Genomic DNA, 13,450 nt, shown 5'->3' on the forward strand with positions numbered 1-13,450 from the left:
GAGGAAAGAGAAGCGGATGCGCCTGCAGGCACCGGCCAGCAGCGGCCCAGCATCGGCGCTGGATTAATAGTGCGGCGGCAGTTCGTCGCGCAGGTTGCGCACGCCCGCGCCGCCGCCTTCGGGGATCTGCTGGCGAAGCTGCAGTACTTCGCCGATGAGCCGGTCGATCTGTTGCTGCTGGCGGTAGATGGTGAGGTTGAGCTGGTCCAGCAGGTCTTCGGTGTAGCTGGCCTTGATCTCCAGCTCGTTCAGGCGGTGTTCGGTGGGATTCGTGTCGGGCATGCCGCTATTGAAACCGATCGGCCCTGCCCCGCGTGCAAGCACCCGTAAAAAGGGGCGCCGAAGCGCCCTGATGTGCCGACACCGGTGGTGTCGATCGACGCTGCGGCACTCAGGTGCGCACGGCCTGCCCCAGGCGGGCCACGCCCTCGCGGATCTTGTCCACATCGGCCGTGGCGAACGACAGGCGCAGCGTGGCGTGGTCCGGCTGGGCGCAAAAGAACGGCGTGCCCGGCACGAAGGCCACGCCCTGTTCGATGGCTTTTTTGGCCAGCACGTTGCCGTCCGCCACCTGCCCGCGCGCGCCGGTGAGCCGCGCCCAGACGAAAAGCCCGCCCTGCGGCTGCACGAACTCGATCGCATCGCCCAGTTCCTTGCGCAGCGCATCGCCCATGGCCTGCGCGCGACCGGCGTACACCGCGCGCACCTTGGCCAGCGTGGCGGGCATGCGGCCCGCCTTCAGGTACTGCGCGGCGGTGGCCTGCGCGAAGGTGCTGGTGTGCGCATCGCTGAACTGCTTGCACATGGTGGCCTTGGCGAGCAGCTCGGCCGGGGCGATGAGCCAGCCCACGCGCAGGCCCGGGCTCAGCACCTTGCTCAAGGAACCGCAGTGCACGAGCAAGTCGCGGCTTCCCGGCACATCGGCCGACAGTGCCAGCAGGCTTGGCGGCGGTGCATCGCCGAAGTACAGATCGCCGTAGGGGTCGTCCTCGACGATCAGCGTCTGGTAGCGGGCGGCCATCTCCAGCACCTTCTTGCGGCGCTCCAGATTCAGCAGCGCGCCGCTGGGGTTGCCGAAAGTGGGAATGAGATAGACGAACTTCGGCCGGTGCTCGGGGATGAGCTTTTCCAGCGCATCGGTCTGCACGCCTTCGCCATCGACGGGCGCGCTGATGAGTTCGGCGCCATACAGGCGAAAGCACTGGATGGTCGCCAAGAAGGTCGGGCCTTCGACGATGACCTTGTCGCCGGGGCTGATGAGCGTCTTGCCCAGCAGGTCCAGCGCCTGCTGGCTGCCGGTGGTGACGATGAGGTTGTCGGCCCCCACGGCCTGCGCGCCCTTGGAGGCCATGAAGGCGGCGAGCTGCTCGCGCAGGGGGTTGTAGCCCTCGGTGGCGCCGTACTGCAGCGCGGCGCCCGGCTCTTCAGCCAGTGCCTGATTGGACGCCTCGCGGATGCCGTCCACATCGAACATGGCGCTGTCCGGAAACCCCCCGGCAAAGCTGATGATGCCGGGCTTGCCCAGCAGCTTGAAAAGCTCGCGGATGGCGGAGGTCTCTACGTTGTTCAGTCGGTCGGCAAATTGCAAGGGCATGGTCGGGTCTCACTTTCTGGGTGCGATTGTCGCCAAATCGGCACGCTGTTTTCCTGCTTACTACTTATGGGTGCGCCGCCCGGCAGCCGGGCGGGCCACTGGCTCAGCCGGGCACTGCAGCAGGCGCCGGCCTCGGGCCCAGTTGCTGCCACAGGTAGGCGAACTCCAGCGCCAGCAGGTGCGCGCGCTGCGCGTTGTCGGCCGCGCCGCCATGGCCGCCCTCGGTGTTTTCGTAGTACAGCAGGTCGTGGCCCTGCGCCAACATGCGCGCCGCCATCTTGCGCGCATGGCCGGGGTGCACGCGGTCGTCGCGCGTGGAAGTGGTGAAGAGCACGCGCGGGTAGCGCACACCGGCACGCACCTGGTGGTAGGGGCTGTAGCGCGCCAGGAAAGCCCAGTCGGCCGGATCGTCCGGGTCGCCGTATTCGGCCATCCACGAGGCCCCAGCCAGCAGCGTGTGGTAGCGGCGCATGTCCAGCAGCGGCACCTGGCACACCACCGCGTTGAACAGATCGGGCCGCTGCACCATGACCGCGCCGACCAGCAGGCCGCCGTTGCTGCCGCCCTGGATGCCCAGGTGCCGTGGCTGGGTCACGCCGCGCGCGATGAGGTCTTGCGCCACCGCGATCAGGTCGTCGTAGCTGCGCTGCTTGTGCTCCCGCACCGCGGCCTGGTGCCATGCGGGGCCGAACTCTCCGCCACCGCGCAGGTTGGCCACGACGAACACGCCGCCGTTCTCGCACCATGCGCGGCCGTAGTCGGCGGCGTACCAGGGCGTTAGCGCCTGCTCGAAGCCGCCGTAGCCATACACCAGCGTGGGGTTGCGGCCGTCGGCCTGCGCCCCTTGCGGCCACAGCACGAAATACGGCACACGCGTGCCGTCGGCCGAGGTGGCAAAGCACTGTTCGGTGCGCATGCCTTGCGCGTCGAAACGCGCCGGGCCGGCCTTGAGCAACTCACGCTCGTCACTCGCGGTGCTGGCCAGGAACAGCGAGCCCGGCGTAATGAAGTCGGTGTACGACAGCAGGTAGTGCTCGGCCAGCGGATCGTCGGCCAGCAGCGGGTCGTACAGCGAGGTCACGCCCAGCTGGCCCGGGAACGGCGTGTCCACCGTGCGGCCGGTAAAAGGGCCCACGTCACCGCCGCCGGGGCGGTGCCACAGCTCCAGCCGCTCGGCCACGTTGTCCATCACCTGCAGCAGAACATGGCCGCGGGTGGTGTCGTAGCCGGCCAATGATCGGGTCACGGTCGGCGTGAACAGCGCAGCGGCCACGCGCTCGCCGCGCAGCCACGCCGCTGCATCGGCATGCAGCAGCGAGCCGGCGACAAAGCGCTGATCGCCCAGCTCCAGGTCGCTGCGCAGCTGCAGCAGCAGCGTGCCCCGCACGAAGTCGGGAATGGCGTCGTCCGGCACGTCGAGCAGCACGGGCGCCGGGGGCGCGGCCACGGGGCCTTCGGCCAGCCAGATCTCATGGCGGTAGAAATCGATCATGCGGGTGAACACGGTGCGCTCGAAGCCGGGCGTGGCGTCCACGCCGACCCCCACGCCCACATCCGAAACCTCGCCCTCGAAAACGGTCACCGCGCTGGTCAGTGGCGTGCCCCGCTGCCACCGCTTGACGATGCGGGGGTAGCCCGATTCGGTCATCGAGCCCTCGCCGAAATCGGTGCTCACATACACCGTGTCCGCATCGATCCAGCCGAGGTCCGACTTGGCCTCGGGCAGGTGGAAACCGCCTTCGACGAACTGTTTCGTCGCCAGGTCGAATTCGCGGATTACCGTGGCGTCGGCCCCGCCGCGCGAGAGCGACACCAGCGCGTGGCGGTAGGCGGGGGCCAGGACTTCGGCGCCGCCCCAGACCCAGTTCTCGCCCTCGGCCACGGCCAGGGCGTCCAGGTCGAGCACAGTCTCCCAGGCGGGTTCGCGCTGGCGGTATTCGGCCAGCGTGGTGCGCCGCCACAGACCGCGCCGGTGGTGGCCGTCCTGCCAAAGGTTGTACAGCCACTCGCCGCGGCGCACCACGCTGGGAATTCGGTCCTGCGCATCGAGAATGCCGAGCAGTTGCTCACGGGTGGGCGCGTATTCGGGGCGCGCCGTCAGCACGGCCTCGGAATGGGCATTGCGCTCGCGCACCCAGGCTAGGGCACGGTCGCTGTCCACCGCTTCCAGCCACAAGTAGGGGTCTTCGTCCCGCGCGGGATCGTGGGCTGGGGATGCGGTGGGCTGCGTGGGTTCGGGCATGGATTCCTTGGGGCGGCGGTGTTTGCGGGCCGGCAGTGCCGGAGCCGGTCGATTCTCCCCGCACCGGCCTTGCCTGTGCCGGGCCAGGGGTTTGGCGCCGGCCCGGCTCACTTCGCGGGACGGTCCCGGTCCGTGCTGGAGGGTGCAGCGGCGCGGTCGAACCACCACAGCAGACACCACGCCCCGCCCAGCGGCAGAAAGATCACGAGCCAGGCCAGCAGCACATGCAGTACGACGCCTGGCATGGCCGCTGGTCCGTCCATCTGTCAGCGCTTTTTCAGTGCATCCAATGGGCCGGCTGCGCGATGCGGCCGAACTCCGCGCGCGGCATGCTGGCGGTGAGCAGGCGCAGGCAGTTGGCCAGTTCGCCGCGGCGCACGTGCAGCGACACGCGAATGCAATGCCGGCCCGCGTCCACATCGATCGCATAACCCTGCAGCCGCGTGCCCAGGATGCGGTGCAGCGAGCGGCGCGCCTCCAGCACATCGGTGTGGAACACGCGCAGCGGCAGTGCCACGATGTCGCTGTCGGCGGGGGGCCGCGGAGCGAAGGCCACGCGGTGCAGGCCTGAAAAAGCGGTGGAAGGTGACATGGAACGGCTCGGCACCACAGGGCTTTGCGCCGCAAGGCGAAGGGTGGCGGGCAGCGGGTGGAACATGCGCTGCAGTCTAGAAGCGGCCGCGTAAAAACGCCGTAAATATTGGCCCCGCGCGAGGCAAATCGCCATCAAGGCCGAACCGCCGCGACCTTTGCCCAAGCCACCGCGAAAGCCCGGCCGGCTGCGGGACAATGCGGGCTTCCCTGCGTCTGCCCAGCCCTTTCAGAACCCCAATTCCCACCATGAAGACCGCGCTGATCGAACCCTTCTTCGCCACGCTGAAGGCCGCCAACCCGATGCCCAACACCGAGCTGGAATACACCACCGTGTTCGAACTGCTGGCCGCGGTGCTGCTCTCGGCCCAGGCGACCGACGTGGGGGTCAACAAGGCCACGCGCAGGCTGTTCCCCGTGGCGGGCACGCCGCAGGCCATCCTGGAGCTGGGGCTGGAAGGTCTGGAGGGCTACATCAAGACCATCGGCCTGTACCGCAGCAAGGCCCGGCACCTGCTGGCGACCTGCCGCATCCTGGTCGAGCAGCACGGCGGAGTGGTGCCCCGCACGCGCGAAGCGCTGGAGGCCCTGCCCGGCGTGGGCCGCAAGACGGCCAACGTGGTGCTGAACGTGGCCTTCGGCCAACCCACCATGGCGGTGGACACGCACATCTTTCGCGTCAGCAACCGCACAGGACTGGCTCCGGGCAAGAACCCGCTGGCGGTCGAGCTGCAACTGATGAAGCGCGTGCCCCCGGCCTACGCGGTGGACTCGCACCACTGGCTGATCCTGCTGGGCCGCTACGTATGCCAGGCGCGCAAGCCGCGCTGCTGGGAGTGCGTGGTGGCGCGCTACTGCGACTATCAGCCGAAGACGCCGGCCCCTTGGCAAGACGGATCAGCATCAAAAGTGCCTCCAGCGCAATAACCACTAGGGCGAATAGCTATAAATATAATAGCAATCCCTGATGAGTCAGCACGGGGCGGGATTCACTCTTTGCCAAGCCAGCCCGAGCGCATCGGCCGGGGCCTGCCGCCTCAGGCGCGCAGTTCGCGCAGCAGCTTGCCCACATCCAGGCCCTTGGCCTTCTCCTGGATCTGCGGGGTGTAGCGCTGCTGCAGGTTGCGCGCCTCTTCCACCGTGCGCGAGAAGGACGACTTGAGCGACTCCTTGCTCAGCGTGCGGCCACCGGCGTAGTAGCGCTGCGCCACCTTGCCCAGGGCATAGGTCGTGGCGAACGAAAACGCCGAGCCGGTCGCGGCGCTGCCCACCGCGCGTCCCATGCCGCCCATCATCTTGCCCAACAGGCCGCCCACCAGCTTGCGGCCGAACTGCTCCACGTACTGCGAGGTCAGCCCCACGCCGACGGTGGCGAGAAAGTCGGTGATGTGGCCCTTGTCCAGTTCGTAGCCGTACAGCTTGCCGATGCGGTACACCAGCCGCGTCTGGAGCGGGATGATGGCCATGGAAGCGAGCGACTGCGGCAGCAGCTCCAGCGCGCCGTTGAGTATGGCGGCGTTCATCACCATGGAGTCGATCTCCGCGGCGTGGACGTCAGGGGCAGCTTGTGCCGGGGTGCCGGCCGGCACCGGTGCCAGCGCGTTGCCCGGGGCGGAGACTGCCGCCGCGCCTGCGGCCACCGCAGCGGCGGCGCCGGCTCCCGCCGTGGTGAAGGCAGCGGGCTCGGCCCATTGCGGCGATTGCGGCTGGGAAGCAATGGGCGCATCGCGCAACGGGGCGGCGGCCAGCGCATCGGCCTCGCGCACCACGGCGGCGGCTTCGTCCGGCGCCACCTGCAGGGCCGTTGCCAGGCGCTGCAGGAAAGCCTTTTCCTGCGCGTTGCACACGCCGTCGGCATCACAAACGCCCACCGCCATTTCATAGGCCAGCTGCCGCAGCGGCGGGGTGTCGAGCGCCTGGGCCGCGTCTTCGATGCGCACGCGCTGCAGCAAAACGTCCTGGTACAGCTTCATCAGGTCCAGACCGGTGCCGGCGCTCAGCGACTCGGCCATTTCGCGCAGGTGTTCGCGTTCGCGCTCGTCCTTGTGTTCATCGGCGAAGGCGGCCATCAGGCTGATGGCCATGACGGCGCGGGTGTGTTCTGGCTGCATGGGTTGGGTTTCCTTGGTCGGCAAAAAACGTGAATTCGGAGGGGGAGACGGACAGGACCGGCGATGCGCAGGCCAGCGAAGAGCTCGCTGCCGATCCAGGTTCCCGCTGCGCTGTGTGTTTGGGTTTTGCAGAGGAAAAGGGGGCGCGGCCACTCTGGCAGCCGCGCCGACCCCGCACCGCATGTAGGCGCGAACGGCCGGTTTTCAAGAGCCACAGCCCTGCCTGCCGACCCCAGCGTGGGCGATGGCCGCCCGGATCGACCGCAACGCCTGCCCTGCGCACAGGCAGCGATGCCGGATTTGGCTGACAACGGCACTTCGTCGTCCGCACGACAATGCGGCCTGCCACAACAACACCCTTCCGCATGCGCCCGCCTGCGGCCCAGAAAGGCTCGTCTTCATGACTCCACCCGCCACACCCACGGCCGACACCGACGCAACGGCGCCCCGCGCCTACACCGCCGAAGAGAAACGCCACCGCGTCTTCTCGATCATGGCGGCCTCGTCGGGCAACCTCGTCGAATGGTTCGACTTCTACGTGTACGCCTTCTCGGCGCTGTATTTCGCGCCGGCGTTCTTCCCCAAATCCGATCCCACCGCCCAGTTGCTGAACACGGCCGGCGTGTTCGCCGCAGGCTTTCTCATGCGGCCCATCGGCGGCTGGCTGTTCGGCCGCATCGCCGACAAATACGGGCGCAAGACGTCAATGCTGATCTCGGTCACCATGATGTGCGCCGGCTCCCTCGTCATCGCCGGGCTGCCCACCTATGCGGCCATCGGCGCCTGGGCGCCCTTCCTGCTGCTGATGTGCCGCCTGTTCCAGGGGCTGTCGGTGGGCGGCGAATACGGCACCACCGCCACTTACATGAGCGAAGTGGCGCTGCGCGGACAACGGGGCTTTTTCTCGTCGTTCCAGTACGTGACGCTGATCGGCGGGCAACTGCTGGCCGTGCTGGTCATCGTGATTCTGGAAACGCTGCTCAGCGAGGCGGAACTGAAAGCCTGGGGCTGGCGCATTCCCTTCGTGATCGGCGCCATTTCAGCCGTGGTCGCGCTGCTGCTGCGCCGCACCCTGCATGAAACGCAGACCGACGCCGCCAGGCAGAACAAGGAAGCCGGCACCATGGCCGGCCTGTTCCGCCACCACAAGGCAGCGTTCTTCACCGTGCTGGGCTACACGGCCGGCGGCTCGCTGATCTTCTACACTTTTACCACCTACATGCAGAAGTACCTGGTGAACACCGTGGGCCTGCCGATCAAGACCACCAGCTACGTGATGACCTGCGCGCTGTTCGTGTACATGTGCATGCAGCCGCTGTTCGGGGCGCTGTCGGACCGCATCGGGCGGCGCAACAACATGCTGCTGTTCGGCGCCCTGGGCGCCCTCTGCACCGTGCCCATCCTCACCGCGCTGCAGCACACGACCAGTCCCTATGTCGCCTTCGCGTTGATCGCGCTGGCGCTGGCGATCGTGAGCTTCTACACCTCCATCAGCGGCATCGTGAAGGCCGAAATGTTCCCGCCCGAAGTGCGCGCGCTCGGCGTGGGCCTCGCCTATGCGGTGGCGAATGCGATCTTCGGCGGGTCGGCCGAATACGTCGCGCTGGGGCTCAAATCCATCGGCCACGAAACGGTTTTCTTCTGGTACGTGACGGGGATGATGGTGCTGGCGTTCGTCGTGAGCCTGCGCCTGCCGCGTCAGGCGAGCTATCTGCACCACGACCATTGATGCGGTAGCTACGCAGCGGGAGGCGGTCACGGTCGCATGCCGCTGAGCGCGCCCTGCCCGGCTTCGGTGGCTGGCCTGATGCGTGCGATGGCTACGACACCCCGCCATCGCCGCAACGGCAGCGGTCAAGCCGTCAAACGGCTGCAGTGCCTGGTTGCCGGGGCGCCAGCCCCAGTGCCGCCAACTCCGGCGAAACGCCTTCCCAAACCACGTCGCACCCGGGCGCCAGCCGCTCCGACGGCAGCGCCGGCGTGCGCAGCGCCCATTGCGCGCCGGCCACTACGCTGTCGATCACCGGAACGCCCACCTCGGGTTGAATGGCGTCTGCCATGCCGGCGAGGCCTGCACCGCCCAGGATGACGGCCTGCACGCCCATCTGCCGCACGACGTCGCGGCAGGCCTGGGCCAGCAGCGCGCGCGCGGCGGCGGGGTCGGCCGCCAGTTGGGCGCCGGTGGGCGCCACCGTGTGGATCCCTGCCAGCATGGGCGCATGCCCCAGCGCCTGCGCCAGGCGCTGCAGCATCGGCCCCCAACGTTCCCCTCCCGTGACGATCCCGAAGCGCCCATGCCGCGCCGCGGTGATGAACGAAGCCTCGGCCAATCCGGTTACCGGCACGGGGCTGCTTTCGCGCAGCGCCATCAGGCCGGGGTCGCCGAAGCAACCCACGAGCACCGCATCGGGTGCGCTGTCGCCATCGCTACCGCTATCGCCGACGCCTGATGCGGCGGCCCAGGCGTCCAGCGCCGCATGCGAAGCCACTGCATAGCTGGCCTCGCAGGCGATGTAGGGCGCACCGAAGCGCGCGGTGACCGTGCGCACCTGCACGTGCGAGCCGGCAGCCGCCTGCACGTGGCGCTGCAGCAGCGCGCTCACGCTGGCCGAGGTGTTGGGGTTGATCACGAGCAGCTGGCGCACGCGGGTCCTTTCGGTGGCTGGGGTGCCGAGGCTGGCTTGGCCGGCTTCGCGGGAGTCAGGCTGCGCGGCCCAGGCCGAGCAGCTGCACCAGGTCGGGCGCCTCATCCTGCGGCGGCGTGAATTCGAGCTGCGACTCGATGCGCGCCAAATGGTCCAGCATGCGCCGCGAGGCCTCGCCGGCATCGCGCAGGCGGATCGCATCGATCAGTGCGCGGTGCTCGCGGCAGCCGCAGGCGGTGGCTTCTTCGCGGGCCTGCACGTGGCTGGGGCTGTAGGTCATGAGGATGAGCGAGGTGCGGGACACCAGCTCGCGCAGGATGCGCCCCAGCGTCTGGTGGCCCGCCGCCTGCGCGATGTGCAGGTGAAAGTCCCCGGAGAGCCGGATCGCCCGGCGCATGTCGCCCGCCTGCCGCGAAGCCTCTTCGTCGGCCACGCTCTGCACCAGCCAGGCCACGTCCTCAGCAGTGGCGGTTTCGACGAACAGCGACACCAGCCGCGGCTCGATGAGGCGGCGGGCTTCGAACACTTCGCGCGCCTCCTGCACCGTGGGCTGCGCGATGGAGGCGCCGCGGCGCGGCGTGAGGGTGACCACCTGCTCGCCCGCCAGCCGCACGAGCACCGGCCGCACGCGGGTGCGCGACACGCCGAAGGCCGTGGCCAGCTTGTCCTCCACCAGCTTGGTGCCCGGCGGCAGCCGGTGGTCGAGGATGGCCGACACCATGCGTTCGTACATGTCGTTGTCGCTCAGCAGGCCCTCGTCGGCGTCGGCCCCGGGCAGCGCGGACGCACGGGGAACAGTGGCCCGTCGGCGGGGTGCTGCCGCGGCTGCACCGGGCGTGCGAGGTGCACGGGGCTGAACTGGCGCACGGCCGGAAGGCGCGGGGCTCTTCATTCGCCCGCCCTCGCCCGCCGTCCGCGCCCGAGCAGCCACACCAGTGCCAGCGTGAGCCCCATCACCACGAACGACACCACCGTGGTCAGCGTGCCCAGCGCGTAGATCGACGGCGTGGTCACCGTCGAGGTCAGGCCCTGCAGCTCCAGCGGCAGCGTGTTCACGTCGCCGATGGCTTGCGAGGTGCGCGCGATTTCATCCCAGCTCAGCGTGAAGCCGAACATGCCGATGCCGACGACCGATGGCGCAACGAGCGGCAGCACCACGTGCGCGAAGCCCTGCCAGGGTGTGGCGCCCAGGTCGCGCGCGGCCTCTTCATATGCGGGATTGAAGCGGTTGAACACCGCGAACATGATGAGCAGACCGAAAGGCAGCGTCCACGTGAGGTGCGCCCCCAGCGCCGAGGTGAACAGGCCCAGCGAGGTGCCGAAGCCCTCCAGCGTCTCCTGCAGGCTCAGCCAGCCCAGCACCGCCTTGATGGCCGAATCGATCAGGCGAAACTCCAGCCCGATGCCCAGCGACACGATGATGGACGGCATGATCAAGCTGGCCACCACCACGAAGAACAGCGTGTTGCCGCCCGCCAGCCGCTTGCGGAACGCCAGCCCGGCCAGCACCGAAAACACCACGGTGCACACCATGACCGCCAGCCCCAGACCCAGCGAACGCCGCAGTGCCGCGCCGATGTCCACCACGCCTAGCCCCTCGGCCAGCTGGCGGAACCAGTGCAGCGAGAGCCCGCGCAGCGGAAACGTGAGCCCGCCTTCCGGGCCTTGAAAACTCAGGATGAAGATGACCAGCATCGGCCCGTACATGAACAGCACGAACAGGCTGAACACGAGCGCCAGCAGCCAGAAGCTGAGCGGGCGCGGCTCGCGCAGGCGGGTTTTCATGACAGGGTCCTCCTTGCCGCGGGACGGGAAAGGCATGCGCCAGGGTGTGCGTGGGCGGCCATGGTCAAAGCTCCTTGCGGATGTCCACGAGCCGCGTCAGGCCGTAGATGATCATCAGCACGATGGCCAGCAGGATCACGGCATTGGCCGCCGCCAGCGGAAACTGCAGGTACGAGGTCTGCACCTGGATGATCTTGCCGACCGAGGCGATCTGCTGACCGCCCATCACGCCGATGGTCACGAAGTCGCCCATGACGATGGTGATCACGAAGATCGAACCGATGATGATGCCGGTGCGCGACAGCGGCACGATCACGTTCCACAGGGTCTGCCAGCCCGAAGCGCCGGAGTCGTTCGCGGCCTCCAGCAGGCTGCGGTCGATGCGCATCATGCTGTTGAAGATGGGCACGATCATGAACATGGTGTACAGGTGCACGAAGGCCAGCACCACGGAAAAATCGGAGAACAGCAGCCACTCGATGGGGCTCTGGATCAGGTGCATGTCGATCAGCGTCTGGTTCACCAGGCCGTTGCGCCCCAGCAGCGGCACCCACGAGATCATGCGGATCACGTTCGACGTCCAGAACGGAATGGTGCACAGCACGAACAGCAGCGTCTGCACGCCCTGCGAGCGCACATGGAACGCCAGAAAATACGCCACCGCAAAGCCCAGCACCAGCGTGATCGCCCATACCAGCAGGCTGAACTTGAGCGTGGAGAGATACGTGCGCAGCGTGGTGCACAGGTCGGCCGTGTCGCCACACCCTTCGAAGATCGACAGGTAGTTCTTGAAGGTGAAACCGGGCAGCAGCTCGTACTCATTGAAGTCCCAGAAGCTCACCATCAGGATGAGCCCGAGCGGCACGAGAAAGAACAGCACGAACACCAGCGTGAGCGGCGCGGCCTGCCACCAGGCCGCGATGCCACGGCCGGGCGCAGCCGCCACGGCGGCGGGGTGGGAGGTCGAAGGGGTGCTCATGGCAGTGCGTGTCGGGTGGAAGGCAGGGGGGAAAACGGTGGATTCGTGCTGAAGAACAGAAGGAAGGAATGCTTGCAAAGGCACTCCAGCCCTCGAAGCCGGGCAGCCCGTGCCGCCCGGGTTTCAGCACTCAGGCCGCGACGAACTCATTCCATTTCTGGACCATGTAGTTGTTCTCGTCCATCAGCGCGTTCCAGCATGCAATGCCGCCCATGCGCGACTCGTAGCTGCCGCCGTCGCGCACGCTGCCAGCCTTGGCCAGCAGGTCGCCGCCGGGGCTCTTGATGTCCTGGGTGGCAGGCTTGCCTTCCATCCAGTAGGCCCATTCGTAGGCTTCCATCTTGGCCTTGGCCGTTTCCAGCACCGCGCTGTAGTAGCCCTGGCGGTTGAGGTACGCGCCGGCCCAGCCGTCCAGGAACCAGTTGATGAACTCGTAGGCACCGTCCAGCTTCTTGCCCGACAGCGTGGCGGGCAGCCCGAAGCCCGCGGCCCATGCGCGATAGCCTTCCTTGAGCGGCTGGAAGTTGCAGGCGATGCCCTTGGTGCGCACGGCCGTCACGGCGGGGCTCCACATGGACTGGATCACCACTTCGCCCGAAGCCATCAGGTTGACCGACTCGTTGAAGTCCTTCCACAGCGCGCGGAACTGGCCGGCGCGCTTGGCCTCGATCAAGGTCTTGATCGTGAGGTCGATCTCCTTCTTGGTCATGTTGCCCTTGTCGGGGTACTTGTACAGGCCCATGGCCTCGACCACCATCGCCGCGTCCATGATGCCGATCGAAGGAATGTTCAGGATCGCCGTCTTGCCCTTGAACTCGGGGTTGAGCAGCTCGGCCCACGAATCGATGGGGCGCTTGATCAGGTCGGGGCGGATGCCCAGCGTGTCGGCGTTGTACACGGTCGGAATCAGGCTCATGAACTGCGTGGGGCTCTTGGCGAACACCTTGCTCTTTTCGCCTTCGAGGTAAATCACCTTCTTGGGCGCGGTGCCCTGCTCGCCCACCGCCTTGCCGCCCACCATGCCGGTGGTGAACAGCGGCGTGATCTTGTCGGCGTTCTTGATGCGCTTGGTGTCGATGCCCTTCAGGTTGCCCGTGGGCACGATCTTCTTGAGCGAGAAATATTCGGTGTCGATCAGGTCGAAGCTGTTGGGCGCGGTGACGGCGCGCTTGGTCACGTCGTCCGTGGTCACGGCCACGTACTGGATCTCGATGCCCGTGTCGGCCTTGAACTTTTCAGCGATGGCCTTGTCCTGGTTCACCGCCGTGCCCAGGTAGCGCAGCACGATCTTTTCCTGCGCATGGATGGCGGGAAACATGCCGGCGGCCAGGATGCCGGCCGTGCCCTTGAGCAGCGAGCGGCGCTGCACGGCGGACGACGGGGCAGCGTGGGATTCGGAAAGCGCATCGGACATGGTGAAAGCTCCTAGGTTGAACAGAGGGACGGGGGAAACGACAAAGGAAGACGGAATAAAGGGGGGGACGCAACTGAGGGCAGGCCACG

The 13,450-nt window shown here is 67.6% G+C and carries 13 protein-coding genes; 2 read left to right on the plus strand and 11 right to left on the minus strand.

What is annotated here, in order from left to right; all coding sequences use genetic code 11:
* Positions 1 to 63: 63 nt before the first annotated feature.
* The 5 genes from BLT03_RS19420 to BLT03_RS19435 all read right to left on the minus strand — a co-directional run bounded on the left by BLT03_RS19420 (position 64) and on the right by BLT03_RS19435 (position 4,428).
* On the minus strand, positions 64 to 282 hold the full coding sequence (locus BLT03_RS19420) for a SlyX family protein (protein WP_092745422.1): 219 nt from the start codon (positions 280 to 282) through the stop codon (positions 64 to 66).
* A gap of 109 nt (positions 283 to 391) precedes the next feature.
* Complete coding sequence (locus BLT03_RS19425; RefSeq protein ID WP_175537810.1) at positions 392 to 1,588, minus strand: aminotransferase-like domain-containing protein; 1,197 nt, start codon at positions 1,586 to 1,588, stop codon at positions 392 to 394.
* Between the two features lie 109 nt (positions 1,589 to 1,697).
* Positions 1,698 to 3,836 carry a prolyl oligopeptidase family serine peptidase gene (locus tag BLT03_RS19430; RefSeq protein ID WP_092745424.1) on the minus strand — a complete coding sequence of 713 codons (2,139 nt, stop codon included), beginning with the start codon at positions 3,834 to 3,836 and terminating at the stop codon, positions 1,698 to 1,700.
* Between the two features lie 107 nt (positions 3,837 to 3,943).
* Complete coding sequence (locus BLT03_RS24565) at positions 3,944 to 4,081, minus strand: hypothetical protein (RefSeq protein WP_175537809.1); 138 nt, start codon at positions 4,079 to 4,081, stop codon at positions 3,944 to 3,946.
* 32 nt (positions 4,082 to 4,113) lie between these two features.
* Entirely contained in the window at positions 4,114 to 4,428 is a 315-nt protein-coding gene (locus tag BLT03_RS19435) for a hypothetical protein (protein ID WP_139160450.1), read from the minus strand.
* Positions 4,429 to 4,676: 248 nt separating this feature from the next.
* Between BLT03_RS19435 and nth the strand changes: the two genes are divergently transcribed.
* Complete coding sequence (gene nth / locus BLT03_RS19440) at positions 4,677 to 5,354, plus strand: endonuclease III (RefSeq protein WP_092745426.1); 678 nt, start codon at positions 4,677 to 4,679, stop codon at positions 5,352 to 5,354.
* Between the two features lie 110 nt (positions 5,355 to 5,464).
* Here nth and BLT03_RS19445 read toward each other — a convergent pair whose 3' ends face one another.
* On the minus strand, positions 5,465 to 6,721 hold the full coding sequence (locus BLT03_RS19445; RefSeq protein ID WP_092745427.1) for a DUF533 domain-containing protein: 1,257 nt from the start codon (positions 6,719 to 6,721) through the stop codon (positions 5,465 to 5,467).
* A gap of 217 nt (positions 6,722 to 6,938) precedes the next feature.
* Between BLT03_RS19445 and BLT03_RS19450 the strand changes: the two genes are divergently transcribed.
* Entirely contained in the window at positions 6,939 to 8,267 is a 1,329-nt protein-coding gene (locus tag BLT03_RS19450; protein WP_092745428.1) for an MFS family transporter, read from the plus strand.
* A 133-nt stretch (positions 8,268 to 8,400) separates the two neighbouring features.
* On the opposite strand, the gene BLT03_RS19455 is transcribed toward BLT03_RS19450, so the two are convergent.
* The 5 genes from BLT03_RS19455 to BLT03_RS19475 form a co-directional block, all read right to left on the minus strand.
* Positions 8,401 to 9,183: an aspartate/glutamate racemase family protein gene (locus BLT03_RS19455; RefSeq protein WP_092745471.1), complete on the minus strand. Its 783-nt coding sequence runs from the start codon at positions 9,181 to 9,183 to the stop codon at positions 8,401 to 8,403.
* A 55-nt stretch (positions 9,184 to 9,238) separates the two neighbouring features.
* Entirely contained in the window at positions 9,239 to 10,075 is an 837-nt protein-coding gene (locus tag BLT03_RS19460) for a GntR family transcriptional regulator (protein WP_092745429.1), read from the minus strand.
* On the minus strand, positions 10,072 to 10,968 hold the full coding sequence (locus BLT03_RS19465) for an ABC transporter permease (protein ID WP_092745430.1): 897 nt from the start codon (positions 10,966 to 10,968) through the stop codon (positions 10,072 to 10,074). Before BLT03_RS19465 ends, BLT03_RS19460 begins: the two co-directional genes overlap by 4 nt.
* A 64-nt stretch (positions 10,969 to 11,032) precedes the next feature.
* Positions 11,033 to 11,947, minus strand: coding sequence for an ABC transporter permease (locus tag BLT03_RS19470; RefSeq protein ID WP_092745431.1), 915 nt, complete (start codon positions 11,945 to 11,947; stop codon positions 11,033 to 11,035).
* 130 nt (positions 11,948 to 12,077) lie between these two features.
* Positions 12,078 to 13,361, minus strand: a complete 1,284-nt coding sequence (locus BLT03_RS19475; protein WP_092745432.1) for an ABC transporter substrate-binding protein — start codon at positions 13,359 to 13,361, stop codon at positions 12,078 to 12,080.
* Positions 13,362 to 13,450: the final 89 nt, after the last annotated feature.

Source organism: Paracidovorax valerianellae, from assembly GCF_900102625.1.
GTDB classification, from domain to species: Bacteria; Pseudomonadota; Gammaproteobacteria; order Burkholderiales; family Burkholderiaceae_C; genus Paracidovorax; species Paracidovorax valerianellae.

What these genes read in the sequence shown, in the direction of transcription:
- BLT03_RS19420 (WP_092745422.1), bottom strand. Translation starts at nt 282, where the DNA reads ATGCCCGACACGAATCCCACCGAACACCGCCTGAACGAGCTGGAGATC.
- BLT03_RS19430 (WP_092745424.1), bottom strand. Translation starts at nt 3,836, where the DNA reads ATGCCCGAACCCACGCAGCCCACCGCATCCCCAGCCCACGATCCCGCG.
- BLT03_RS24565 (WP_175537809.1), bottom strand. Translation starts at nt 4,081, where the DNA reads ATGCCAGGCGTCGTACTGCATGTGCTGCTGGCCTGGCTCGTGATCTTT.
- BLT03_RS19435 (WP_139160450.1), bottom strand. Translation starts at nt 4,428, where the DNA reads ATGTCACCTTCCACCGCTTTTTCAGGCCTGCACCGCGTGGCCTTCGCT.
- nth (WP_092745426.1), top strand. Translation starts at nt 4,677, where the DNA reads ATGAAGACCGCGCTGATCGAACCCTTCTTCGCCACGCTGAAGGCCGCC.
- BLT03_RS19445 (WP_092745427.1), bottom strand. Translation starts at nt 6,721, where the DNA reads ATGCGGTGCGGGGTCGGCGCGGCTGCCAGAGTGGCCGCGCCCCCTTTT.
- BLT03_RS19450 (WP_092745428.1), top strand. Translation starts at nt 6,939, where the DNA reads ATGACTCCACCCGCCACACCCACGGCCGACACCGACGCAACGGCGCCC.
- BLT03_RS19460 (WP_092745429.1), bottom strand. Translation starts at nt 10,075, where the DNA reads ATGAAGAGCCCCGCGCCTTCCGGCCGTGCGCCAGTTCAGCCCCGTGCA.
- BLT03_RS19465 (WP_092745430.1), bottom strand. Translation starts at nt 10,968, where the DNA reads ATGAAAACCCGCCTGCGCGAGCCGCGCCCGCTCAGCTTCTGGCTGCTG.
- BLT03_RS19470 (WP_092745431.1), bottom strand. Translation starts at nt 11,947, where the DNA reads ATGAGCACCCCTTCGACCTCCCACCCCGCCGCCGTGGCGGCTGCGCCC.
- BLT03_RS19475 (WP_092745432.1), bottom strand. Translation starts at nt 13,361, where the DNA reads ATGTCCGATGCGCTTTCCGAATCCCACGCTGCCCCGTCGTCCGCCGTG.